Annotated in this window: 21 protein-coding genes; 17 read left to right on the top strand and 4 right to left on the bottom strand. The window is 47.6% G+C overall.

The features are described from left to right. The first annotated feature begins 67 nt into the window (after nt 1-67). Nucleotides 68-760: a Crp/Fnr family transcriptional regulator gene (locus IFU39_RS23810; protein ID WP_105600416.1), complete on the top strand. Its 693-nt coding sequence runs from the start codon at nt 68-70 to the stop codon at nt 758-760. A 144-nt stretch (nt 761-904) separates the two neighbouring features. Here IFU39_RS23810 and pepT read toward each other — a convergent pair whose 3' ends face one another. Further along, nucleotides 905-2143 (bottom strand): peptidase T, encoded by a 1239-nt coding sequence (pepT, locus tag IFU39_RS23805; RefSeq protein ID WP_091012501.1) that lies wholly within the window; start codon nt 2141-2143, stop codon nt 905-907. A 413-nt stretch (nt 2144-2556) separates the two neighbouring features. Here pepT and IFU39_RS23800 point away from each other — a divergent pair, with 413 nt between their 5' ends. Next, nucleotides 2557-2748, top strand: coding sequence for a tautomerase family protein (locus IFU39_RS23800; RefSeq protein ID WP_017691642.1), 192 nt, complete (start codon nt 2557-2559; stop codon nt 2746-2748). Nucleotides 2749-2796: 48 nt separating this feature from the next. Beyond that, nucleotides 2797-3831 (top strand): NADH:flavin oxidoreductase/NADH oxidase, encoded by a 1035-nt coding sequence (locus tag IFU39_RS23795; RefSeq protein WP_105600414.1) that lies wholly within the window; start codon nt 2797-2799, stop codon nt 3829-3831. A gap of 306 nt (nt 3832-4137) precedes the next feature. Here IFU39_RS23795 and IFU39_RS23790 read toward each other — a convergent pair whose 3' ends face one another. After that, nucleotides 4138-4905 (bottom strand): class I SAM-dependent methyltransferase, encoded by a 768-nt coding sequence (locus IFU39_RS23790; RefSeq protein WP_091012505.1) that lies wholly within the window; start codon nt 4903-4905, stop codon nt 4138-4140. 263 nt (nt 4906-5168) lie between these two features. On the opposite strand from IFU39_RS23790, the gene IFU39_RS23785 reads away from it, so the two are divergent. The 9 genes from IFU39_RS23785 to IFU39_RS23745 all read left to right on the top strand — a co-directional run bounded on the left by IFU39_RS23785 (nt 5169) and on the right by IFU39_RS23745 (nt 17126). Further along, on the top strand, nt 5169-5588 hold the full coding sequence (locus IFU39_RS23785) for an SRPBCC family protein (protein ID WP_197997899.1): 420 nt from the start codon (nt 5169-5171) through the stop codon (nt 5586-5588). A 240-nt stretch (nt 5589-5828) separates the two neighbouring features. Beyond that, nucleotides 5829-8924, top strand: coding sequence for an ATP-binding protein (locus IFU39_RS23780; RefSeq protein ID WP_192135237.1), 3096 nt, complete (start codon nt 5829-5831; stop codon nt 8922-8924). Between the two features lie 100 nt (nt 8925-9024). After that, nucleotides 9025-10188 carry a response regulator gene (locus IFU39_RS23775; protein WP_192135235.1) on the top strand — a complete coding sequence of 388 codons (1164 nt, stop codon included), beginning with the start codon at nt 9025-9027 and terminating at the stop codon, nt 10186-10188. Nucleotides 10189-10215: 27 nt separating this feature from the next. After that, entirely contained in the window at nt 10216-11562 is a 1347-nt protein-coding gene (locus IFU39_RS23770) for a cryptochrome/photolyase family protein (protein WP_192135233.1), read from the top strand. Between the two features lie 279 nt (nt 11563-11841). Further along, complete coding sequence (locus IFU39_RS23765; RefSeq protein ID WP_192135231.1) at nt 11842-13017, top strand: acyltransferase; 1176 nt, start codon at nt 11842-11844, stop codon at nt 13015-13017. A gap of 158 nt (nt 13018-13175) precedes the next feature. Continuing rightward, nucleotides 13176-13352: a hypothetical protein gene (locus IFU39_RS23760; RefSeq protein ID WP_206759586.1), complete on the top strand. Its 177-nt coding sequence runs from the start codon at nt 13176-13178 to the stop codon at nt 13350-13352. Between the two features lie 44 nt (nt 13353-13396). Next, nucleotides 13397-15034, top strand: a complete 1638-nt coding sequence (locus tag IFU39_RS33610; protein ID WP_446740352.1) for an HNH endonuclease — start codon at nt 13397-13399, stop codon at nt 15032-15034. 300 nt (nt 15035-15334) lie between these two features. Next, nucleotides 15335-15970: a TVP38/TMEM64 family protein gene (locus IFU39_RS23750; protein WP_244661092.1), complete on the top strand. Its 636-nt coding sequence runs from the start codon at nt 15335-15337 to the stop codon at nt 15968-15970. A 73-nt stretch (nt 15971-16043) separates the two neighbouring features. Then, on the top strand, nt 16044-17126 hold the full coding sequence (locus tag IFU39_RS23745; protein WP_192135227.1) for a DUF1835 domain-containing protein: 1083 nt from the start codon (nt 16044-16046) through the stop codon (nt 17124-17126). Between the two features lie 172 nt (nt 17127-17298). On the opposite strand, the gene IFU39_RS23740 is transcribed toward IFU39_RS23745, so the two are convergent. Then, on the bottom strand, nt 17299-17817 hold the full coding sequence (locus IFU39_RS23740) for a cupin domain-containing protein (protein WP_192135225.1): 519 nt from the start codon (nt 17815-17817) through the stop codon (nt 17299-17301). 152 nt (nt 17818-17969) lie between these two features. On the opposite strand from IFU39_RS23740, the gene IFU39_RS23735 reads away from it, so the two are divergent. After that, nucleotides 17970-18971 (top strand): NAD-dependent epimerase/dehydratase family protein, encoded by a 1002-nt coding sequence (locus tag IFU39_RS23735; RefSeq protein ID WP_192135223.1) that lies wholly within the window; start codon nt 17970-17972, stop codon nt 18969-18971. 166 nt (nt 18972-19137) lie between these two features. On the opposite strand, the gene IFU39_RS23730 is transcribed toward IFU39_RS23735, so the two are convergent. Continuing rightward, nucleotides 19138-19311: a CsbD family protein gene (locus IFU39_RS23730; protein WP_091012520.1), complete on the bottom strand. Its 174-nt coding sequence runs from the start codon at nt 19309-19311 to the stop codon at nt 19138-19140. A gap of 192 nt (nt 19312-19503) precedes the next feature. Here IFU39_RS23730 and IFU39_RS23725 point away from each other — a divergent pair, with 192 nt between their 5' ends. The 4 genes from IFU39_RS23725 (at nt 19504) to IFU39_RS23710 (ending at nt 24613) form a co-directional block, all read left to right on the top strand. After that, a complete protein-coding gene (locus IFU39_RS23725; RefSeq protein WP_192135221.1) occupies nt 19504-20436 on the top strand; it encodes a hypothetical protein in 933 nt (310 codons plus the stop codon). 37 nt (nt 20437-20473) lie between these two features. Beyond that, on the top strand, nt 20474-22273 hold the full coding sequence (locus IFU39_RS23720; protein ID WP_192135219.1) for an RNA polymerase sigma factor: 1800 nt from the start codon (nt 20474-20476) through the stop codon (nt 22271-22273). 687 nt (nt 22274-22960) lie between these two features. After that, nucleotides 22961-23407 (top strand): DUF1641 domain-containing protein, encoded by a 447-nt coding sequence (locus IFU39_RS23715; RefSeq protein ID WP_017691658.1) that lies wholly within the window; start codon nt 22961-22963, stop codon nt 23405-23407. 24 nt (nt 23408-23431) lie between these two features. Next, entirely contained in the window at nt 23432-24613 is a 1182-nt protein-coding gene (locus tag IFU39_RS23710; protein ID WP_091012527.1) for an NAD(P)/FAD-dependent oxidoreductase, read from the top strand. Nucleotides 24614-24701: the final 88 nt, after the last annotated feature.

Genomic DNA, 24701 nt, shown 5'->3' with positions numbered 1-24701 from the left:
TGTATATCAAATATAGGACATATGTCCTTTTACATAGGTTATATACGACAACGGAGGGGAAGTCGGAATGAAAGAAATCATGGACTTTGGACTTGTGCGGCAACTCGCCCGTGAGAATGGGTTGGATCAGGTGCTGGACGAGCCTGCACTCGCTGAGTTGCGACTACTTGAGGCTGCGAAGGGCGAGATGATCTGTGCCAAAGGTGAGCGACCCGAGCGATTGTATTTTCTCGTGCAGGGCAAGCTCAAGATCTATACCACCCTGCCTAACGGAAAGTCTCTGTTGCTTCGTTTCAGTACACCACTTGCGCTTGTGGGAGATTTGGAACTGGTAAATGGCAAGGAGGCTATGAATACGGTAGAGTCTGTGAGTAAAAGCCTGCTGCTGGGTATCAGCTATCGCGCTCTCCAGAATACCTATGCAGAGAACCCTAAGTTTCTCCACTTTATGCTGAGCCAAGTTACGCACAAATTGTATACCTTTTCCAACCTGTCGAGTCTGAATATGTTATATCCGGTCGAGAGTCGATTTGCCAGCTATCTGTTGTCCACAATGGGCCAGGACGAGTCTTCTTCGGAAGAGATCCAGACTTCCAAGCTCACCGAACTGGCCGATATGCTGGGCACCAGCTATAGACATCTTAATAGAGTTGTTCAAGATCTGTGTAATCGAAATATTATTCGCAAAGTGCAGCGTAAGCTTCTGATCTGTGATCTGGAACAGTTGCGTGCCATCGCGGGGGGCAATATATATGAGTAATGGCATCTAAAATAAAGATCAAGCCAGCATATCTGTACGACATGACGCGGTACAACAAAATACAATATGGCATAACAAAGAGCACCCTCCCGAATATACGAAGGGGTACTCTTTGTATTCTTTGTGTACTGCACGTCAAGTGGATTAGATATCTCCGCGCTGCTCGAACAATTGAGCGATCTCTACAATGACACGGGTGGCCTTCACCATATTGTCTACCGATACATATTCAAATTTGCCGTGGTAGTTCTCACCACCAGTGAAGATATTTGGTGTGGGCATGCCCATATAGGATAGTTGGGAACCGTCTGTTCCTCCCCGGATGGGGCGAATAACAGGTTCGATGTCCAATCGTGTCATGGCTTCATGGGCAATGTCCACGATCTGGCGTACGGGTTCAATTTTCTCACGCATGTTATAGTACTGGTCATTCAATTCAACCGTGATGCTTTTCTCTCCATACTTGGTCTTCAGTTCGTTCGCGATATTCAATAGATTTGTTTTGCGCTCTTCAAACTTCTCCCGGTCGAAATCACGGATGATGTAGCTCATCTTTGTCAGTTCAACGTCACCCTCCAGAGACAACAAATGGTAGAAACCATCATAACCGTCCGTGAATTCAGGAGCTTCCTCCACAGGCAGGCGTCGATTCAATTCCATCGCAATTTTCAGGGAGTTCACCATCTTATCCTTCGCTGTTCCGGGATGCACATTGGTGCCTCGTACTGTAATTTTAGCGGCAGCTGCGTTAAAGCTCTCGTATTCCAGTTCACCAAGCGGTCCGCCATCGACTGTGTACGCATATTTGGCTCCAAAAGCAGCTACATCAAACTTGTGCGGTCCACGGCCAATCTCTTCATCCGGGGTAAAAGCAACCCGAATCTTACCGTGTTTCACTTCCGGGTGTTCAATCAGATAGGCCATCGCGGTCATAATCTCGGCAATGCCTGCCTTATTATCTGCACCAAGCAACGTTGTACCATCGGTTGTGATCAGGGTGTGGCCTTTATACTCGTGCAGTTCCGGGAAATCCTTGTTGGACAGCACTACATCCAGTTCCGAGTTCAGCACAATGTCAGCACCGTCGTAGTTATCGATAACCTGTGGTTTAACATTTTTGCCAGTAAAGTCGGTCGCTGTATCGAGGTGAGCCAGGAAACCAATTACGGGAACATCCTTGTCGGTATTGGATGGCAGTGTAGCCATGACATAACCATTCTCATCCATCGTCACATCTTGCAGACCAATGGAGGTACATTCTTCAACGAGCAGTTTGCCCAAGGCCAGTTGGCCGTGTGTGGAAGGGCATGTCTCGCTATTTTCATCGGATTGGGTATCCATCTGAACATAAGTACTCAGTCTTTGAATTAATATATCTTTCATATAATAACCTCTCCCTAGCTTGAGTAGTATTTAAGTTGAGCTACTTGTTTTTACACTGATCCACTATGAGGCCAGAATAACCTTCTGATCGCTGTTATCCCCAGATTTTTTGATCCAATTTTACAAAGGTGAAAATCTGAGGATAAAGGCGAACACTCCGCTTCTACAGGTTATTTCTGCCCTCTCCGTTATCGTGTAACCGTTAGTCACAACTTATGTAAATTGGGTATAGTAATTATTGTGGTTCTCTACGGTTATCATATCATGTTTTGCAGTCATTTCCAGAATGGGGTAGATCGGAAATAGGAGGATGACTAGGTATCAAAAAGGGTACCAAGGCACAAAAATGTACGTACTTGTGTTTCCATACGTCAGGTTCATAATAAATGATGAAGAAAGGATGGGTTCTAGACATGCCATTTATCACGGTTAAGGTACTGGAAGGCAAGTCGGTTGAGCAGAAACGTCAGTTGATTGAACGTATGACTCAGGTGGCTTGTGAGACACTGGATGTTGATCCGAGCAAAGTCTTTATCTTCATTGAGGATTTGGAGAAGGACAATTACGGTAAGAACGGAAAACTGTTTTCGGACTTAGACAAATAAGGAAGGCTTCATATATATCATGATCAAGGAACAGGAGATGCAGCAACGATGACTGAGCAATTATTTTCCCCTTATCAATTCAAGAGTCTGCAATTAAATAACCGTGTCGTCATGGCACCAATGTGCCAATATTCTGTCACTGCGAAGGACGGCATTCCGAACGATTGGCATCAGGTTCACTATGTGAGCCGTGCGGTTGGAGGAACAGGACTCATCGTGATCGAGATGACCGATGTTGATCCGGATGGTCGTATTACGGATAATGACTTGGGTATATGGTCAGATGAGCATGTGCCTGCCTTCACCAAACTTGTAGATGGAATTCATGCCTACGGCTCCAAAGTAGCTATTCAGATCGCACATGCAGGACGAAAAGCAGAGGATGCAGCGCAGCCGGTTGCTCCTTCGGTAGTCACATTCCCGGGAGAAAAGTACAAGGAACCTCGTGCATTAAGTACGGAAGAGGTAGAAGCTATGGTGCAGAAGTTCGCAGACGGTGTTCGCCGCGCAGTCCAGGCTGGAGTCGATACCATTGAGTTGCACGGTGCCCATGGATACCTGATCCACCAGTTCCATTCCCCGCTGATGAACCATCGTGAGGATGTATATGGGCAGGATCTGTCCCGTTTCGGCGTTGAAGTCATTCGGGCAGTGAAAAAAGAAATGCCAGCAGATATGCCGCTAATTATGCGGATTTCGGCTGTCGAATACGCGGATGGCGGGTATGATATCGACCATACGATCAATATCGCTCGTGCTTACCAAGACGCAGGCGTGGACATGTTCCATATCAGTTCAGGTGGCGAAGGACCTTCGGGACAGCGGAAACCGGGGAACTATCCGGGGTATCAGGTACCATTTGCCCGTCGCTTCCGTGAAGAACTTAGCGTTCCTGTCATCGCAGTGGGTATGCTGGAGGATGCAGCATTGGCTCAGGCGGTGATTGGAAACGGCGACGCGGATCTGGTTGCCGTGGGCAGAGGCATGCTGCGTGATCCGTACTGGGCGAACCATGCCGCTCTGGAACTGGGTGTCAGCAAGGATCAAGCTGCCATTGCGGAGCAATATTCTCGTGGATACTAATTTGCACTAACAGTTACACTTGCCACTCCGATGACAGAATAACCTTCCGATCGCTGTTATCCTCAGATTTTTTGATTCACTTTTTCAAAGGTGCAAATCTGAGGATAAAGGCGAAGTGTATGCTTTCGATGCAGCTTTCTTGCAGAAAGCTTGTAGCGTCGCTTCTTCAGGCTATTTCTGTCCTCTGCGTTCTCGTGTAAATGTTATTGCAAATCTTATATAGTAAATCAGGCCACAGCATGGGTTAAAACTCATGCTGTGGCCTGATTTGTATGATGAGAAGCATGTAGACTAAATTACGGATGACTACGTTCTTCGAGTTGCTTCATAGACGAATTTTTGATTCGACTGTGTAGGTGGCTGATTCGGGTTGAAATCGGCGTACACTTTAATGTCAGAGAAACCAATGTTTTCGAGAATTAGGCGTAACTCTTCTATGCCGTACCAACGTAGAGTGAGTTGTTGCAGCTCCGTAGCAACAAGAGAACCCTGATGCCATTGTTCGTAGCGGATCAGACTCACTTTGTACTGTTGAAGAAGGTTCACTTCAATGTTTTTCACTTCTACCGTGATTGTATCGCCATCCGGTAATGAAACGGTTGATGTTTCCACAGAAGAGGGTTGTGTCACATCGGGCAGAAACAGATCAAACACGAGCTTGCCGCCAGGTTCTAAATGCTGAAATAGATTACGTAATACGTTAATCGACGCCTGTCTGTCTTGGATGAGGAGCAGAGAACCTCCGGGAATGATAATTGCCTCGTATCGATATGGAAGGTCAAGCTTCTCCAGATCGGCAACGAACAGCTCAGGTATAGGTAATGCCCGCTCGGTGCAACGAGAACGGCAAGAGTCAATCATATCGGTTGAATAATCAAGTCCATCCACCTTCAGGCCTGCCTCAAGCAAAGGAATGAGCACTCGGCCTGATCCCGACATGGCTTCAAGGATCCGTCCTTTGCAGCGCTGAAGATAGTGACGATAGAATTCGATGTCTCCTCCCAAGGAGTGTCCCACGGGTTTGGTTAGATCATAAACGGCAGTGCACAATGGACCATAATAACTGAAAGACATCGTGTAAGTATCCCCCACATTTTGATGTAATGAATTGCAAAAGGGGAAGGGAATACGTTAAAATAATCCCTTCCGGCAACGGTTGGAATTGGATTTTTCAGAGCAGACTATCATAGAAATCACGCACCTTATATGTAGTATATTCCAATTATGGGTGGTGTCACAGTTGGGGTCAACACCTTTTTTGGTCGTTATGTGAACCCATTTGATATGAATCCTAAAATCTCAAACAATGAATAAATATATCCAAGGAGGCGATACGATTGGAATCATCATCAAGTGCATTACCGGATATCCGGGAGGAACTATTGCTTCATGCACCTGTAGAGAAGGTGTGGGAGATGGTCTCGACAGCGCAAGGATTGGGTGCATGGTTCATGCCGGGCAATCTGGAACCTGTGGAGGGTCATGAGTTTATATTGGAAGCAGGCCCCTTCGGCCAATCACCATGTCAGGTGACGGAAGTTCTTCCGCTGCACAAGCTGTCATTCCGCTGGGGTAAGGACTGGACGTTGACGTTCCAACTGAATGAACAGCCCGAAGGTACGGATTTCACACTGATTCACAGCGGTTGGGATGCGGATAAACTGACTGAGTTTGGACAGGCCCACGCCATCGTACGCGAACGTATGGAACAGGGATGGGCCGGAATCGTTCAGAAGCTTGCCCAAGTTGTTAAATAAATCTTCATTCAATCAACCCCAGGCAATTTCGCCCGTTCATTCCGGTGAAATTCGGCCTGGGGTTTCTTGGTGTACCAAGAGCTGGCGAAAACAGATAGAGATCCTTCAAATTATAACGAATTTGACCGATTATGATACGGAAACTATTTCCGTGAGCACCAGAAACGTGTAACATGAATTTTAGTGATAAATCGACAAAATTAGACGTCTCTCGCCATTGTGGATGGAAGGAATACATAGATGAGAAAACACTGGATTATGCTGACCATAAGCTTCATATGTATTGTCATTGTTCCGCTAGGCTGGATTGCCCAGACGTTAATTAACGAGCGTGGTAATCCCCAGGCTATGGATGGAAAAATTGACCTGACCCAATGGAACTTTGATCGTATGGGTGCAGCGTCTTTAAAGGGAGACTGGGATTTCTACCCCGGTCAGTTGCTGAGCCCGGCAGATATTGAAGCGAGTGTATCTGGCCGTAAGCCATTGCCTGCTTCGTCTGGTACTCAGGTTCCGGCCCGATGGAACCAATCTCTGGGGCAAGCGCATGGGTATGGGACCTATCATTTGCAAGTCCAGCTTACACCCCGAACGACGAAAAACGATTATGGTATACGCACGCGGAATATACGCATGGCACACCGGGTATTTATTGATGGTAAAGAGATTGGCGGCAAAGGCCTGCCAGGAATGACACCGGGAACAGATTTACAATTAAATCTGCCCTTTACGGGATTCACGTCCATTGATGGCAACACGGCTGACATTATCATTCAGGTATCGAACTATAGTTATTCTTCCGGGGGCATTGTGGCGCCCATTTTGTTTGGAGACGAGCATAGTATTCTGAAAAGCCAGCAACAAGATTGGCTCAAGGATCTGATGACCTTATTTGGTTTTATCTTGCCAGCCGCCTTTTTTCTGCTTCTGTTCAGATTAAGGCGTACGGAGAGGGAGCTTCGTTTCCTCGGATTATTCAGCCTTTCTGGTGCGGTATACGCTTTGACCCATGGGGAGAAGTTACTGGGAACGTTTGTACCGTTCCTGACCAATAATGAGATGCTTCGGATTCAACTCCTTAGTTCAGCCTTTGCGTATTACTTTTTACTTCGGTATATGGATGCCCGTGTACCGGGAGCGGTTCATCAGTGGTTTGTTCGATTGGCTGTCGTGCTAATCGTTGCCCAAACCATTGTGGGTCTAACGCTTCCTCCGACGCTTTTCTCGACTTTTGAGATTCCTATGCTGCTGATCTCGCTTGTTGTCATGTTCTATTCACTGCGAGCCATGTTCTATTGGTTAAAAGGACGTCCCAATGACAGCCATTTTGCACTGGTGAGCATGATGAGCATACTCATGGTTGTTGTGCTACACACGATTGGTGCGTTTACTGCCGTAGACACAGCATTCTTCGCGCTGATTGAACTTTTATTATTTGTAATTGCCCAGATGATTGTGACCGCAATCCGTTTCGCACAATCATTCCGGGACGTGGAAGCCCTGTCGGAGCGATTACTTGCCATTGACAGCCTCAAGGACGAGTTCATGGCGAACACGTCGCATGAGCTGCGAACTCCCCTGCACGGCATTATTAATATTGCGCAATCGATGCTGGAAGGAGCTGCCGGAGCAGTTACGCCCAAGCAAGCCAAAAATCTGTCCATGATTACTTCAACCGGCAAGCGCCTGTCACTGCTGGTTAACGACATTTTGGATTTTGCCAAATTAAAAAATAGTGAAATTGAGTTGAAACGGGTAGCTGTTGATCTGGAATCCGTTGCTCGTACTGTGGTTGAAGTCTCGGGTTTCACGTTTGAAGACAAGCCGGTTATATTGATTCAACAATGGCCCCAGTCCTTGCCACTTGTTGAGGCAGACGAAGATCGCCTAAGGCAAGTTCTGTATAACTTGCTGGGTAACGCCTATAAGTATACTGAGCAGGGTGAGATTCGATTGTACGCTAGTGTTGAAGGGGATTGGGTGAAGGTATCAGTCGCTGATACAGGGGTAGGTATTGCCCTGGACAAACAGGAGGATATCTTCCAGGCGTATGAGCAGAGTAACGGCACGATTGAGCGATTGAATCATGGAACCGGACTGGGTCTGAGTATTACGCGAAAACTCGTTGAACTTGGCGGTGGTGAGATCTGGGTTGAATCGGAGCCGGGGCAAGGTTCGATCTTTCATTTCACCCTGCCTGTGATGAAGTTGCCTCTGCTGCAATCTCATTCGAAACCAACTGTGGCACGATATGTTGCTGCACAGGGGGCGGGGGCAAAGGAGTTTGTGACAAGAGAGTCAGATGAGCAGGAAGATCTTGCAGAATCCGAGCACACGATTCTGATTGTAGACGATGATCCCGTCAATCGACAGGTTTTGCTTAACCTGTTATCGACGGAACGGTATCGTGTGATTGCAGCGGACAGCGGGCCCACTGCATTGAAACTCCGTGAAGAATTCCCGTCCATTGATCTTGTTATTACGGACTGGATGATGCCTAAGATGTCCGGGCTTGAGTTATGTCGCAAGTTGCGCGAGCACAGTTCCTTGTCTGAGTTGCCGATTCTGATGCTCACTGCTCGAGGGTTGCCTGAGGATATCAAACACGGATTTCAGGCGGGAGCCAATGACTTTCTGAGCAAACCGGTGGATGCTGGTGAATTGCGAGCCAGAGTTCGGACGTTAATTGAAATGCGGAGTTCGGTGCAGGAAGCTATCCGGACCGAAATGGCCTTTTTGCAGGCCCAGATCAAGCCTCACTTCCTATATAATGCACTCAATGTCATTATCGCGACCTGTGCAGTGAATCCGGACAAAGCAACCGATCTGCTGATTGAACTCAGTCATTACCTGCGCGGAAGTTTTGACTTCCAGAACAGGGAGCAGCTTGTTCCTTTGACCAAAGAGCTGGAATTGGTGGAATCGTATGTGCATCTGGAACAGGCCAGATTTGAGGAAAGACTGGTGGTTGAATATGAGGTGGAACCGGATGTGCAGCTCTATCTGCCACCTCTAAGTATCCAGCCACTTGTGGAGAATGCCATTCGACACGGCGTGATGGAGCGGGCAACCGGCGGGACAGTTCATCTTAGGATTTTCAAAGAGAGTGAGCATGTGGTTGTACAGGTTCAGGATGATGGTGTGGGTATCCCTCCCGAGCGTATGGCTCAGGTCAAGTCTGGGAACACCGAAGGTCCTGGAGGTGTCGGGCTGCAAAATATAAACCGTCGCCTGATGTCCCTCTATGGTCAGGGACTGGAGATTCATAGCCATGTGGGTAAAGGCACACAGATTCGGTTCCGCATCCCTGTGCAAAAGGTGGATTATGCCAAATAGTGTGCCGAGTTAAGCAATTATGGTTAACAGACTAATAAAGCGGATGCCGATAAAATCGGCATTCTAATTGAATCTTTCATGGCAGGAGGCTGAAAGAACGGTGAGAGCCATTGTGATCGATGATGAGAAGCCAGCGCAGCTTCATCTGGAGCGACTACTACGAACGGACGGACGAATTACACCCGTGCAATGTTTTTCGACAGCTCGTGATGGTCTGCATTTTCTGGCAAAGGAACGTGTAGATGTTGTATTTTTGGACATTGGAATGCCGGAGATGAATGGCCTGGAAGCGGCTGAATATATACAGCAATTGGATCAGAGTATTCGTATTATCTTTGTTACGGCTTATGCGGACCATGCAGTGGAAGCATTTGAACTGCATGCACTGGATTATGTACTGAAACCGGTAAGCTCGACCCGATTGGCCAAAACCGTTGATCGAATCGCGGGCATAATGTCGCATCATTCCCAAATTGCAGCCACCGCCGAGGTACAGGGATCGGAGCCCGTACCTGTGGAGCTGGATACTGAAGTTCCAGGGCTGCTAACGTTCAAACATCTGGATATCTACAGAAGTTTGGATCAGGGTGCCAAGAAACATAAGTGGCGAACAACCAAATCACAGGAATTGTTTGCTTTTTTGTTTCATCACAGGGAAGAATGGGTAAGCAAGGAGATTCTGCTGGATAAGCTATGGGGTGATGTTTCCCAGGAAAAGGGATTAACCCATCTACATACTTCCGTGTACCAGATTCGAAAGCTTTTTAAGGAATGGAACATGACAGGCAAGCTGGAGTACAATATGAACCGTTATCGTCTGTTATCAGGCAATCTGGTAAGTGATGTGGATCAATTTGAAAAAGCCATGGTCTACAACGTCATCACATCAGACAATATTGGTGACTTGAAGCATATGATTCCGCTTTATCGTGGCGATTATCTGGAAGAGCATGATTATCGTTGGGCACAGGCCAAAGCAAGGGAACTCAGACGCAAGTATACAGCGCTGGTTATGGATATCGCGAGATGGGACATGGAGCATGGGCGTGGCAAGGAAGCGATTGAGCAATTAACGATATTGCAGGAACGGGAGCCTTATTCGGAAGAGATCTGCCGACTCATGATGGAAGTGTATGCATCCATGGATGATCAGCAAGGCATACTTCGTTTGTATCATTCATTTACATTGACATTAAATGAGGATCTGGGACATCAGCCAGAGCCGGAAACAAGCAGGTTATATCAGAGCCTGACGGATAAATAGACGTAAGATCAGACAGGAGGGTGGGGCATGAAGCTATTCATACACCGCAAAGACTTGCGTACGGATGATCTGGCCGCATTCGACTATTTGCGGGAACACCAAGAAGAGAGTGTGCATATTCTCATCTATGATTCATTCCTCCTGCGGCAAGGCCGAGAGAAGGAACACAGCGGTGTGAATTTCAGGCAGCACGCAGCGGAATTAGGCAGGCAGTATCTTGAAGCCAAACGAAAACTGCATGTTGCTTACGGCAAACCGGCTGAAGTGGTTGAATTCATCCTGAACGAATTCAAAGGTGAGATTGACGAGATTGTGGTCCATCGGGACATGACGCCATATGCAATCGAGCGGGATAGGGCCATACGCAAAGTTAGTGAGGTGCACGAGGTTTCGTTCACACAACTGACGGATCATCTGCTGATGGATCTGAATGGATTCGCGAATTTCACGGGCAAGTCGGAGCCTTATAAAGTATTTGCGGCTTTCCATCGGCGGTGGGTGGAATTCATGAATGAACATCCCAATCCTCCTTCGGCAACAACCGTTGCAGAGTTGAAGGTGAATGATCGTCAGATTGAATGGCCTGATGCAATGCAGGTACCTCCGGAGTTGCTGGAGGGCAGTGGTTCGAATGACGAGGACCCGCATCTGCTGTTGGATGAATTCTTATCGGATCGAATTGCTGAATATGGGGATCATCGAGATGAATATGAGGCTTACGAGCCGAGCCATCTCAGTTCGTATGTAGCGGTTGGAGCCGTGTCTATCCGCAAAATGTACGATGCCGCGAATCGCACGGCGGAAGCTGGAGAGTGGATCAGGCAGCTGTGTTTCCGCGACTTCTATCTGTATCGGGCGGTCTATGAGAGTCACTATTTTACATATGAAAAGGTGTACGATCTCTCGTCCCTCCATGACGATCATTTTGAACGGTGGTGCAAGGCGGAGACAGGCATTCCGATTATTGATGCAGCGATGACGGAACTGAATGAAACCGGTCATATGCCGAACCGGTTGCGGATTCTCACGGCGATGTTTCTCACCAAAAACCTGAAATGTCCGTTTACCTTGGGTGAAGCCTATTTCAGGCGCAAGCTGAGTGACTATGATAACATTCAGAACCGTGGTAATTGGCTATGGTGTGCCTCGCTTGGGGAGAATGCGGCTCCGTATTTTCGGGTGAACAACCCGGTAACGCAGTCCGAGAAATATGATCCGCAAGGCGATTATATTCGCAAGTGGTTGCCCGAATTGAAAGATTTGCACAGCAAAGACATCCATCAGCCGCGCAAAGATGCAATTGTGGATCTGAAGGCATCGAGACAGGCAGCAATTGAGGTGTACAAACAGATTCTGGCGAGTCGTGGGAAGTAGACTCGGGCAGGGCGAGTAAGTGTCTAACCCAGATTTACCATTCTCATCCGGACGAACCAACAATAATTTGGTTGAAAGCAGGATGTTCGAAAGACCGCGTACTCGCGGTCTTTTTTACATATATAGACATGAAAATAGTGTGAAATGTGTTGAAAATTTAGGAATTATTAAGAAATTGGACTACCCTTCTTAAGCAATATGGCTTTTAATAGATAGAGAGCTTTAATGTATTAAGTCATATCTGACATATTGACGAACACATGAAGGAGAAACCTGAACATGAGTGAAACACTGAAAAGAGAGCGAATTCCAGAGCTGAATCTGGTACGTGCCATGGCAATTATCGGCGTACTGTGCGTGCATTCCACGTCTTATGCGACGGTGGACATGACGGGCTCAGGCTACTACTGGCTGTACAACTTTATCAATATATTTATGAAATATGGTACGCCAACCTTTATTTTTATGAGTAGTTTCGTGCTGTTTTATAACTATTATTCCCGTCCACTGGACAAGAAACTCGTGAGTAACTTCTACAAGAAAAGATTCGTGTATATTTTGCTTCCGTATTTCCTGTTCTCATTGATGTATTTTGTTATCCTGCACTTCACGCACTATCAGGGTCGACCGTTCGGCGAATCGACTGTAAGCTTCATAACGAAGCTGTTTACGGGGAAAGCATATACGCATCTGTACTTTGTATTCATTAACATGCAATTCTATCTGTTATTCCCACTGGTGTTATGGCTGCTTAAGAAGTATCCTTCTGTGGTGAAATGGTCTGTACCGATTGGATTATTGATTCAATGGGCATTCATCGTAAGTAATAAATATGGATTCCAGGTACCCAACAAGGGAAGCTGGGCGTTCTCGTATTTTTCCTATTTCATGCTGGGTGCTTTTATCGGGGTGTATTTCCCTAAAATCAAGCAATGGTTCGTCATCAGTCGGGCCAATGCAACCAAAGGGCGCGTAGCTTCATGGATTCTGCTCTGGGCGGTGTGGATCATTGCCGGACTTGGCCATGTGTATATCTATTATCTGCTGCGTATGAAGATCGCAACGTATAACACACTATGGTATGAATTCTTCTGGAATGTTCATACTTTCGCCTGTGCGCTTGTACTGATCCAGATTGCTTATCTGCTCTACCGCAAAGGGCCATCACTGATCGTGAAGCCCTTAAACCGGCTTGGGGCTCTGTCATTCGGGATCTATCTAATCCATCCCTTCTTCCTGCTGGTGTATCGTGAATTTCCACCGCAAACAGGAGTCTCCTGGTTAGTGCATCTGTGGTATGCCGGAGGGTTTGGTGTAGCTCTGATCGCTTCGTGGATTGTCGTTGGATTGACGGCAAGGTTCGTTCCTTATGCATGGGTCATCTTTGGCAATCTGCCGAAACCGAAACCGCGACTGGTACCTCAGCAGAACTCGGGACAACTGGACGTTCGATAAGATCTTTTCCAACACAGGAATAATAAACCGTTTCTTGGTCGACCTTAGGGGAGAGCAGGAAGCGGTTTTTTTGATGTATGCAGATATGTGTAATGTGGGGAACGAGTGTTTCTTTTTCATGGTTGATGGGTAATCATAAGGCGGAACGATAATACATTATGGATAACAGGATTAAGGTGAATAACATGACAACATGCGAAAAATGCGGGAGACCGATGCAGGATATATTGGAATATGTGGAACACATTCTTCACGAATGCAGTGAACAGATACAGGAGTACAACTCGAAAGATTATCAGGCCTTTGGCCATGAGGGTGTTCGCGAGCAGATGTGATACAATAGAAAGAAACCGGATTCATACGGAACCGAGGTGACAACATGGAGACGGGTCCAGCCCCTTTCCGGCAAGGAAAGACGGAACAAGAAGCGCGACTGAGCAAAACGTGTATGTATTGCGGACAACAGCGGCCGATGTCCGAATTCCGGCGCAGAACCGGAAAGCGGGCAGGTCCCGGAGCCAGGCGGGGAGCCTGCCGCAGCTGTCGCCAGCTTGGTGGACAGGCTGCTGATCACGAGTCAGGTTCAAGCGTCGGACGAACGAATGAACGGATGGAGCGTCAACGGGATGGCTTGGAGACACGTGCTGTTACTGCCAGACCCTCTGCATCTGCGAGAAATGAGGCAGGTCATACCTCCCACGGTATGGAGCATGGAGCTGCTACGGTGTCTCAGTCTGACAGAAGTCTGGTGTCTCAATCGTCAGTAGACTCAAGTTCTTCGAATGACGATGAACGCGCTGAATTGGTGACTTCGCCCCCCTCTTCTTCGGGTATACGGAAGAAGAGGAGAAGACGGAGGAAGAGCAACCGATCGGAGAGCATAACGGGAAATGAACTGAGAGAGACGAGTCTGGAGCAGGATGGCTCGGCGGGTGAGGTAGGAGATGAGCCACAGCCAGGTGAGCACTGGCGTGGGGAAGAAGGGCATTCGCAGGGGCATGCTGCTGCGAATGAAAAAGGCACTGCACAGCGGGCTGGCGCGCGCGCAGCCGCTGCAGTGCAGGCCGCCGAACAGACTGCGGCGGCCCACCAGGCTCTGCTGCCTGCTGAGCCGGAAGGCCCGGCAGCAGAGCCCATGGCTGCGGATCAACCGACCGCAGCCAAACGCAAGCGCAAGCGGCGCCGCAAGCGTGCTGCCGCGCTCGCGCCCGGCGCAGGGCAGGCCCGCAGCGTAGCTGCTGAGGCCCATGCGCCGGCACTGAGCGACCGTGGCGATGCCACCACGGTCGTTGCACCAACGGCGGCGGAGGCACAGCCTGCCGCCACCAGGCGCGAGCCTGGGCAAGCGCCGGGGGCTGCTGCGGAGGCAGGGCCTCCAGCGCCTGTGCGCCAGCCTGGCTCGCCAGGGTCCAAGCCGCGCCAGGCGCGCAAGGAGCGTGCGCCCAAGGCGAACGGCGAAGACGCTGCCCGCGGTGCATCCGGGCAGCGACCCGCGCATGCCAGCCGCAGCCACGGGGCTGGCACGGATGGCCGTCCCCGCCGCCAGACGCCGGTGGCTCCGGTAGCCATCGATCCGGAAGATCCGGCTTCGCTCCGGACCAACCGACAAGGCATGGTACGGATGCGTGGCAAAACGGACAAGGGACGTCGCTGGCATCAGGAAGTGGACATGGAACTCGCGGTCACACTGGTGAAGGAAAAAGCTGCTGTGGTGGTCAATCGGTACACGATTCGCCGATTGTTCAGCAACAAGGATTTCAAGCGGTATATTCTGACGCGGGATCACTACACTTGTTACTTCTGTGGATCGTATGGGGATACAATCGACCATCTGCTGCCGCGTGCCAAAGGTGGACATACCACCCCGCTTAACTGTGTCTGCGCCTGCAATCTCTGTAACCAGTCCAAAGCGGCAATGGATGCTGAAGAGTTCATGCGTTCCGGGATTCCCGAATGGAATGCTGCCCATCAGGCAGAATTAATTGAACTCGCAATGCAGGAAGCGCAGCTGGAATAAGGATGATATACTCCCGAAGATAAAATCGGTTTTTAATATGAAGAGCACACCAAGACCACAAGAGGGTCGGGGTGTGCTTTTTGGATTTCATTTAGATTTCGGTGGAAAGTTTGTTCACTGTGCAATAATTTCTTCAAATTGACAACGGTGTTCATCGAAGATGTACGTTATACTGGGAGAGAGTTGCGTAAGAAGCTTCATCATTCAGTTGAATGATGAAATGTATAGTGAGCATCAAGCCTAAGAACTTAGACTGTATAGATTGGATGGATGCAGATGACCCCAGCAGCATTGGATATTATGTCATATATTACGGAAGAAAATATTCGTTTCTGGCTGGAGAAGTTTCGCTCCCTTGGCCCGTTACCGGGAATTTTGCTTACGTTTATGAAATCATTTGTACCGCCACTTCCAACGCTGTTGATTGTGGGCGTAAACGGCGCGGTATACGGTCTGTGGGCAGGGTTTTTATATTCATGGATCGGCATGGTCCTCGGTTGCACTGTTACATTCCTGATCGTACGGGAGATTGGGAAATCCGCTTTTGTGGAACGATGGGCACGCAAACCTCGTGTGCAACGCAGCATGGTGTGGATTCGAAGGAATGCATTCAGTTATGTTTTTCTGCTGAGTATCTTCCCGGTAGGTCCATTTGTCATTATTAATGTGGCGGCAGGTATCGCGCGAATGCGATTGTTATCCTTCCTGCTGGCAGTGGGCTGTGGTAAAGCGATCATGATTTTCTCTGTGACGTATATCGGTTCCAATGTGGAACAATTTCTGGAGCACCCTGTACGCTGGGTAGGTGTATTACTGTTCATTGCGGTATCACTGTGGGCAAGCCGCAAACTGGAGCGACATTTTACCCGGTCATCGTCAGATAGTGAAGATCTACATGATCTGAATCAACCAGCGGGAAAATCGATTTCCTCCTAGTTTCGGGGTACAGTGGTATATTTGTGTGGTATTTATGAATTAACTCGAGATGAACCTTTTAAGGGGGATCAGTATGATTGAAAATGTCTTTGACTTTGATAAAGAATTATATCGCATGAATGAAGAAGAGCTTCGTTCATTATTGCGTATGCTCTATCTTAGGGCGGACATGGCAGTCAGTCATCAGACAGAAGAACATTCAGTTCATTTTGCAGTGAGTGTACAGCGGATTTTTGAGGGGTTAGACGAGGAAAGGAATAGGAAGCAAGCTGAGCAGCAATTGATTGATACACAGAAGCCGCGTGAAATTCATATAGCGATTGGCGAATCGCCGTTGGGTAGCATTAAGGTTGCCATGGGTAGCGTTCCTGGACGCTTGGAGCGGCGTTTTTATTCTATGAATGACTACTATGCGATTGGCCCATTGGGAGATCTTACTGATAAGATAGTTCTACAACGTAGACACCTCTGGTTGCTGGAGCGACTTTATTTGAGTGAACACGGAAGTTACGCTATCAAAGGCGTAGATGAACTGATTCAATTAAATACCGTGATGAGTTCCATCGATGAAGAGACCAGAATAACCATCTGGTATGCTAATAACGCTCATGAGAAAACAGGTCTTCTGCATGCTATGCATTTGCTGCGTAACAGGAAGAGTCCTGTTTATCTGATCGAGACAAGTGAACTGTATCAGGAGTTATTCCATAACCCTGACATCGAGTATGATGTTTGGAGAACAGGAGAGATCGTATCTGAGAAGTTGTTAGCCATGTGGAACCACTGTGCAAATGCAGAGCCGGTGTCTTCAAAAGAACGCAAGCAGATGGAGCAAGAGTGGGATCATCTCTCTAAACAACCAGGCCATCTGCGAATAATGAAGGATAGTAAGATTCTTAGCGTGTCCGAGGACGGAATTGATGATTTCATTATGCAAAAGGTGAGAGATCTTACGATAACCAGACAATCTGATGAATTTATAATATGTGCCCGTGTTGTAGGTGAAGTACTTGGATATTTAGAACAAACTGTGGGAGATGCATTTATTGAATATCGAATACGTCAACTTGTACTGCAGGGACGACTGGAGATGGAAGGTAGGCCACATGCGATGAGGTACTACAGTATCCGGCTTGCGAGTACGGAGCGGAACTAAAAGTTGCTGGCGTGCGATAGATTAGAGATTAAAGAAAAACATATAGACTGTTCCACCGGTGGATAACTCCTACATGTCCGGAGAACAGTCTATTTGTTTCTCGTTAAAAACTGAACCAACTTCAACTGTGCATGGTCCAATAGTATTCTTTTCTTCATTTTCTTCATATCGGTTATGAATTCTTCCCACTCCAAATTTCGATTAGTGGCCCATCCTGACCATAGACAGGATCGGTATCCGGGATCGGAACCTCTCGGATTTCCTGAAGAGCCTTGGCACGATCGTTTTCCTCACCTGTGCGTGTGTTGTAACTCATGCCGCCCGGGTAAGCACCGGCAATACGAAAATCAGTACTGGCCTCCAGACGTTTATGCCCTGTCCCGGCAGGAAGCACGACAACGTCGCCTGTTTGAAGATAAACTTTCTGCCCATGTTCTCCGCCCAGAATCAGTTTCACGAATCCACTCACCACAGCAAGAGCTTCATGAGCATTACTATGATAATGATGATAATTGAACACACCATTCAACCAGCTATTTCCCCATCCATGACGGTTCAGCAACGATTCTGCATGAAAAGCCTCTTCAGCCCATACGTTTTTATACAAAAGCACAGGCAGGGTCGGATGATTGGGAATTACACCGTCATCCTGAAGGAATAACGTCTCTATGTCCTTTTTTCGTTCATTCATCTCACATCACCTCACTATAAATTACCCGATAACCTCAAGGACGAACAAAAAACAATTGTAAAATGATACAAAATGTATCATTTTAAGGTTATACTCAGTACATAAACTCTCTTCAATGCACTCGTTGTATAAATCGCAAGGGGGAATCGTGTGTGAACATTGTGATTACAGGGGCTTCTGGATTTGTGGGATTTAATCTTTCACAGTATTTGGCGCAAAAGGGGCATCGAATTACCCTTCTGGATCGGGATGATTATTGTCAGAGGCTGGTTCATATCTCTCCTCTGCATGAGATGCCGTTCATCTGTTGTAATCTTGCATCGGACCGGATTCATCTACCTCCAGGAACAGATTACATCATTCATCTGGCGGCCATGCCACACGTGGATTATTCGTATCATCAGCCAGGGGAAGTTTTCCGCAATAATACACTCAGCACACAGGCCATCCTGCAATATGCTACGGAACATCACATTCCAGTCTTGCTGGCTTCATCCGTTGAAGTGTATGGCGGTGATTGGGGCAGAGTCTATCACGAATCAGATCCGTATGCACCCGTCTCTCCTTATTCCGCATCCAAAGTTGCCTGTGAAATGCTGGCTCACTCCTACGCTCAATGTTACCAGCTTCCAGTCAAACTCTTTCGTTTGACCAACCTCTATGGACCCTGGCAATTACCAGACCGTATTATTCCCCGAAATTTTGGTCGGATGTTGGACGGACTGCCTCTGGATATTCAGGGATCGGCAGTGCGTGATTTCTTGTATGTGGATGATGCCCTCCGGGCCATTGAACAGATTATGCTGAAAGGCAAAGACGGACAGGTCTACAACATATCGACAGGGCTTGGAACAACCATGCAGGAGATCGGGGAGATATTGAAACCAATGGATCGATCCGTAGCTGCTGTAGAGATCCGGGAGCAAGAACCAACCCAGTCCAGAGGGTCGAGTCTGGTCGTGCACTCAGGCAGATTGCGAGCGGAATTGGGATGGTTACCGCAAACCACGTTGGAAAAGGGATTGGAAAAAACTTTCCGTTGGTATCGGGAACATCCCGAATGGGTCAGACAGTTCAGCCGTGAATACCATACAACAAGGGAAACGCGCAGTTTCATTATCGATATGGCAAGATACGCAGTTCCAGCAGTATAAAATGCACAAAAAAAGCCAGGGAAGGGTGTATTGAGTAACACCTTCCTTGGCTTTTTTGCGCCTCCGTCTCATTTTCGGATAGCTTCCGAACACGGACGGTCAGGCTATTTTAAAACGATCTATTGCACGAAATCTTCGTGCTTTCTGAGTTTTACATCAAAAGGATCTAGTGATCTTTTTTAATGTCAGCAATTTTATCCTGTACAGCACCTTTGGCTTTGTCTTTTTTACCCTCAGCCTGAAGGGATCTGTTATTGGTTGCATTACCGATCTGATCCTTCACTTCGCCTTTGGCCTTGTTTACGCCTGCTTTGATTTTATCGCCAGTTGAATTACTCATATCGAACATCTCCTTCGTTTCTGGTGTAGTCCTTATTAACCGGGATGTCCGGATTCTAAACGTTCATTATTTCAGGGCTGTCAGAAATTTGTTCTGGATATTCTGTCAGAAATGATCTGTACGAAGAGTCAGTATAAGTATAGGCATTGCTTAATCGCGTGCTTCATTAAAGGAATGAGAGGATGTTATGATATGAGCAATTATATTGGAAATGGTGCGTATTGCTACGCCAATTCAGCTTCAATGCTGCTGTCGTCCGTTGGAGAAAAGATAGATCCCGGTCTGCTCGAAACCATCGGTGGCTTTTCACTAGGGGCCTTTCGAACGCAGGAAGATATGCTTTTTTTTGATAACTGTACATCCAGTCCTGATCTGGCCATCAGCAAGGCGATGAGCATTCTGGGATTTAGGGTGTGCGAAAGTGTGCAAGCACGGGGTACAGAGATGCCTGTAGACGAGCTAAGAGAGGCTTTGAAGCAGGGCCCTGTAATGATGGGTCCGCTGGATATGGGCAAACTCGTTTACAATCCCAACTCTCCCAACCTGGGTGGTAGCGATCATTATGTAGTTGCGCTCAATATGAGGGGCGATGAAATATGCCTGCATGACCCGGCTGGATTTCCGAATGTCTTCCTGACACTGGATAAACTTGAGGAAGCATGGAAGTCTGAATTCCCATGGAGTAGTGGTGTGTATCGACGATGGTGGAGTCCTGAACGCATTGAACATCCTGATCTGGAGGAGATTAACCGCCAGGCTTTTACTTGGTTCAAATCAACCCTTACAGAACAGACCCATGATATCGCTGCACAGGAAGGACGAGCCGGAGCTTCAGCCATTCTGCATAAGGCTGCACAAGTTCGTGCTGGAGCAATCGATGGTAATGAGTGGGCTCATTATGTGTATTTTGCTCTGCCAGTAGGCGCGCGTCGTGCCCATGATTATGGTTTGTTTTTTAAAACAATCCATCCTGACCTTTCTGCTTTGAAATACGCACAATCCCGCCAATTCGGGGAATGCCAATCCCGTCTTGTCTCTCGGAACTGGGAGGCTGCTGCGACAATCATGGTGGCACTCGCGGAGACGGAAGCCATGATCGAAGCTTCTATTTTGAAGATGGAGTAATGAAAGTGAAGCGGCGCTATAAGAAAGGGAGATATACATGGATGGATTAACTAACAATCGCCATATCAGGCCAGGGGAAGATGAGATATTAGAGGATCGTCAAAAGGAGCCGGATATCGCGCTTATCCAACGAGCCCAAACTGGGGATACAGAGGCCTTTGGAGAGTTGATTTACCGTTACCGTGGGCAATTGTTTCGTTATGTGCGAGCACTTACGTATGATTCTTATCTCGCAGAAGACATTTTACAAGATGGGCTTATTCGTGCGTTCATTCATATGGGACAGCTTCAGAATGCTGAGCGTTTTATGGCATGGATGCAGCGCATTGTGCGTAATCAGGCATACACACATATGCAGCGCCAAAAGCAGCAGCGGGAAGAACATTTTTCTTCGTTCTTTGCATTTGGATTTGGAGCCGATGATGCCTCATGGAGCGATCAAGACTCGCTCGACATCATGCTGAATCATCTTTTGAATGACTCAAATCGGAGTTCGCAGGAGACAGGCTATGATCCGTATCAAGCTGTTGCTCAGCAGGAAATGAGGAACAATCTCCACAGGCTGTTGGCTTGTCTGAATGAAAGAGAACAACAGGTCTTCACATCATATTGGATGGAGCAGCTGTCACCGCAAGAAATGGCCTGCAAATTCAATCTGACAATTGCCAATGTGTATCAAATTCTGTCCCGTTCACGTAAAAAAGTGTCTCAGCTTCATATTCATTTATCTGTAGAAGAAATGCTGGCAGAGTGGAATTCACTCGGGCAAAATCGAGTGACTCTGGAGGAACCCCTTTCGTTTCGTGCTCCCCAAACCTGGAACTCGGCAGCAGCGTCCATTCACGAGATGTTAGGTTATATCGGTCCATCTCCGTCCCTCCCCATGGTTATGGGGATGAGTGGACTTTCTTTTCGTCTGACCATCCTGCCTCAGGACATACATATCGCTGGACCTACCGCCTATAACTTCAAAGAGGTGCTTACAAGAGGATTGCAACATATGGGTTATCGTTCCCATGCAGTTGAGGCTTTGGCGAGCGAAGCGGGTCTCAATGCCAATCTGGTCGATCCTTTAATGCTAGAGGAGAAAGCGAAAGGGAAAAGGTTGCTTAATCCAAGACTTGTCCAGGCCCTCTCCCTGATACGTTACGCCATTCATCGGGGAATTCCGGCCGTTGTGTGGGACCTGAATATTCCCGAATTCGGGTTGATCTATGGCTATGATGATGCAGCCCGGACCCTATACGGTACCGATTTCATTAAATCAGGAACAATTCCCTATGATCATGTAGGCCGGGGGGTGAATCAGGAAGTATTTGTACTGGCAGCGGAATCGGATGGCATGATACGAGAAATGAACTTGCACGCGGCAATGACAGCTGTGTTGGCTCATTATCGTGGAGAGGACCCGTATACCTTGCCTAACACAGTCAGTGGTGTGGCTGCCTATGCAGTCTGGAGAGAAGCCTTAGAACACAGACGGGTAGAACCAAACGGTCACGCCTATAACATTGCGGTTTTGTGGGATGCAAGACGTTATGCTAGTGAGTTTTTCAAAGAACTTTCTCTAAAGTGGGCTTCGACTGCCTGCTATTCCAGCTTGATTCCATTCTGTCTTCAGGCAGAAGAATTATATCGAAACATGTCCCAAAAGTTAAATACACTCGCGGCATTATTTCCTTTTCCAGATGGAGGACTGCCCAATGAGAAGCTTCATGCTGATCAGGCTATCTCGATACTTCTGGAAGTGGAGGAATTGGAGCGAGCCGCCGTCGTTGTAATAAAAGCGTTGCTTGAAGGAATGGATCAGCATTCTCCAGAAAAAGTTATGATGTGACCTAATTATAACGATCAGATTGGGCAAACAGCGAAAACAAATATCAGGAGGCAGGGCGATCCGTCAGGCCTTCTTTCTGACTTTTTTGCATTCGTGACGCAAGAGGTTCATACTTGAAATAGAAAAGTGTCTCAATGATGGAATAAGGCCGAGCCCAACGCTGCATAATAACGACAGTGACCAATTTCGTTGCATGATTATCGAGATATTGGAAAACAATTCCTGAAATTTTGGATAAACGAATCCTTCCTTGTGTACATATCGCACATCTGGTCATATGTGATCTTGTCTTAATACCACATGTGGTAGGAATACGGATCTTGGACAGGAGGATCGGCGGATTTAGTCTGTCTTCATGGGTTGACAAAAAGATCGATTTTGTTACAATGTTCACAATATCTTCACAAGTGTAAAAAATTTCTTTTTCATGTTCATGTGTAAGAGGTGTAATATAGGGGTATAGAGTTCGGTTTCGGCCTGCTTGTCGTTTTGTGCGTCAACACATGTTGTCCGCAATAGATCCAAGATACAATGCATGATATGGGAGTGGCCCTGAGCTACGCTCATCCTATTGTGTGAAATTTGGTACATTTAGATGTATTCGATGTATTTTGTGGTTCGGCTCTGCTTGACAGGCATCATGAAAGTCGCGGACTTCTATCCCAAAGTAAAGGAGGACTTTCTCTTATGTCACAATCGCCTACTCAACAAGAGGTGCCAGTTACAGAAGGTGCCAACGTTTCCGAGCGCCAGTCCTTGGACGTTCTGGATCAACTGATGAAGCCTGAGGTACAGGAGTCTTTAACCGTTCTGGTGGAGAACCTGCCTAAATTGGCTGAAATGGTTACTGCTATGACGAAAGCTTATGACTTTGCACAAAGTGTAGCAACAGACAAAGTTCTGATCAGCGACACAATGAGCGCGATGGGCGAGTTCGCTAAGCCTGTTGTAGACAAAGCTAAAGGGGTAGCTTCTGCTGCCATCGAAGCCAATGACCGTGCGCAAACAGAGCAAACTTCAGTTGGCTTGTTCGCTATGCTGAAAATGCTTAAAGATCCAAACGTACAACAATCGCTTCGTTTTGCTCAATCTTTCCTGAGCATCCTGAACGAGCGTCAACAACCGAAACGTTAAGACTTAGAAGAACGGAGGATGGATATGTCGAAGCAAATTTTGATCTTGGGTGGAGGATACGGCGGTCTGTTGACTGCATTGACTGCACGTCAATACTTGTCTCCGGAAGAAGCGACAATTACTGTCGTTAACCGTTACCCTACACACCAAATTATCACGGAACTGCACCGTCTTGCAGCGGGAAGCATTGCTGAACAAGCTGTTGCTCTTCCACTTGAAAAATTGCTGCGTGGCAAAAACGTGAACTTGAAAATCGATACGGTGGATACAATCAAGCCGGACGAGAAGAAAGTTCTGATGACCAGCGGCTCCACATACTCTTACGATGCACTTGTTGTTGCCTTGGGCAGCGAAACGGCATTCTTCGGAATTCCGGGATTGCAAGAGTACAGCTTCACGCTCAAATCGGTTAGCGATGCAAACCGTATTCGTGCACACGTTGAAGCACGTCTTGATGCTTACAAACAGTCCGGCAACAAAGCAGACGCTACGTTTGTTATTGGTGGCGGCGGCTTGACAGGTATTGAGCTTGTTGGCGAATTCGCTGACCTGCTTCCTGCAGTATGTCAAGAAAAAGGCATCGACTTCAAAGAAGTATCCCTGTACACCGTTGAAGCAGGTCCTTCCATCCTGGCAGGATTCCCGCCAGAGCTGGTTGACCGTGCGAAAGCAAGTCTTGAGAAACGTGGCGTTAACTTCATCGTTGGCGTAGCGATTACCGAGATGAAAGAAAACGAAGTTCTGCTGAAAGACGGCAGCTCCATCCCTACGAACACACTCGTATGGACAGGTGGCGTACAAGGCAACGCTGTTGTTGCTAACAGCGGAATTGAAGTGGATCGTGGCCGTGCGAAAGTTACGGAAGTTCTGCAATCTACTTCTCACAAAGACGTGTTTGTTGCTGGTGACAGCGCAGTGGTCTTCCCTAGCGAAGGCGCTCGCCCATACCCTCCAACAGCACAATTGGCTTGGCAAATGGGTGAGACTATTGGTCACAACTTGGGTGTTATGTTCAAAGGTGGCGCAATGGAATCCTTCACACCAGTATTCTCCGGTACGCTGGGAAGTCTGGGTCGTAAAGATGCTGTCGGCATGATCGGTGGCAACCAGACTCGTCTGAAAGGTCTGCCTGCAACCATGATGAAAGAAGCAAGTAACATCCGTTACCTGGCTCATATTCACGGTTTGTTCGCACTGGCTTACTAATCTTAAATGCTATTCAAGGGCGCCCTTTTGGGCGTCTTTTTTAGTTGTCCCGATGGCAAGGAATCACAGATATTCAGATGTGAAAAAG

The organism is Paenibacillus sp. CFBP 13594, from assembly GCF_014842675.1.
In the GTDB taxonomy this organism is placed as follows: Bacteria; Bacillota; Bacilli; order Paenibacillales; family Paenibacillaceae; genus Paenibacillus; species Paenibacillus amylolyticus_B.
The sequence above is the reverse complement of the archived record's forward strand: the minus strand, read 5'-3'. Positions and strand labels throughout refer to the sequence as shown.

Coding starts and splice junctions, on each gene's coding strand:
- IFU39_RS23810 (WP_105600416.1), top strand. CDS start 68: ATGAAAGAAATCATGGACTTTGGACTTGTGCGGCAACTCGCCCGTGAG.
- pepT (WP_091012501.1), bottom strand. CDS start 2,143: ATGAAAGATATATTAATTCAAAGACTGAGTACTTATGTTCAGATGGAT.
- IFU39_RS23800 (WP_017691642.1), top strand. CDS start 2,557: ATGCCATTTATCACGGTTAAGGTACTGGAAGGCAAGTCGGTTGAGCAG.
- IFU39_RS23795 (WP_105600414.1), top strand. CDS start 2,797: ATGACTGAGCAATTATTTTCCCCTTATCAATTCAAGAGTCTGCAATTA.
- IFU39_RS23790 (WP_091012505.1), bottom strand. CDS start 4,905: ATGTCTTTCAGTTATTATGGTCCATTGTGCACTGCCGTTTATGATCTA.
- IFU39_RS23780 (WP_192135237.1), top strand. CDS start 5,829: ATGAGAAAACACTGGATTATGCTGACCATAAGCTTCATATGTATTGTC.
- IFU39_RS23770 (WP_192135233.1), top strand. CDS start 10,216: ATGAAGCTATTCATACACCGCAAAGACTTGCGTACGGATGATCTGGCC.
- IFU39_RS23765 (WP_192135231.1), top strand. CDS start 11,842: ATGAGTGAAACACTGAAAAGAGAGCGAATTCCAGAGCTGAATCTGGTA.
- IFU39_RS23760 (WP_206759586.1), top strand. CDS start 13,176: ATGGATAACAGGATTAAGGTGAATAACATGACAACATGCGAAAAATGC.
- IFU39_RS33610 (WP_446740352.1), top strand. CDS start 13,397: ATGGAGACGGGTCCAGCCCCTTTCCGGCAAGGAAAGACGGAACAAGAA.
- IFU39_RS23750 (WP_244661092.1), top strand. CDS start 15,335: ATGTCATATATTACGGAAGAAAATATTCGTTTCTGGCTGGAGAAGTTT.
- IFU39_RS23745 (WP_192135227.1), top strand. CDS start 16,044: ATGATTGAAAATGTCTTTGACTTTGATAAAGAATTATATCGCATGAAT.
- IFU39_RS23740 (WP_192135225.1), bottom strand. CDS start 17,817: ATGAATGAACGAAAAAAGGACATAGAGACGTTATTCCTTCAGGATGAC.
- IFU39_RS23730 (WP_091012520.1), bottom strand. CDS start 19,311: ATGAGTAATTCAACTGGCGATAAAATCAAAGCAGGCGTAAACAAGGCC.
- IFU39_RS23725 (WP_192135221.1), top strand. CDS start 19,504: ATGAGCAATTATATTGGAAATGGTGCGTATTGCTACGCCAATTCAGCT.
- IFU39_RS23720 (WP_192135219.1), top strand. CDS start 20,474: ATGGATGGATTAACTAACAATCGCCATATCAGGCCAGGGGAAGATGAG.
- IFU39_RS23715 (WP_017691658.1), top strand. CDS start 22,961: ATGTCACAATCGCCTACTCAACAAGAGGTGCCAGTTACAGAAGGTGCC.
- IFU39_RS23710 (WP_091012527.1), top strand. CDS start 23,432: ATGTCGAAGCAAATTTTGATCTTGGGTGGAGGATACGGCGGTCTGTTG.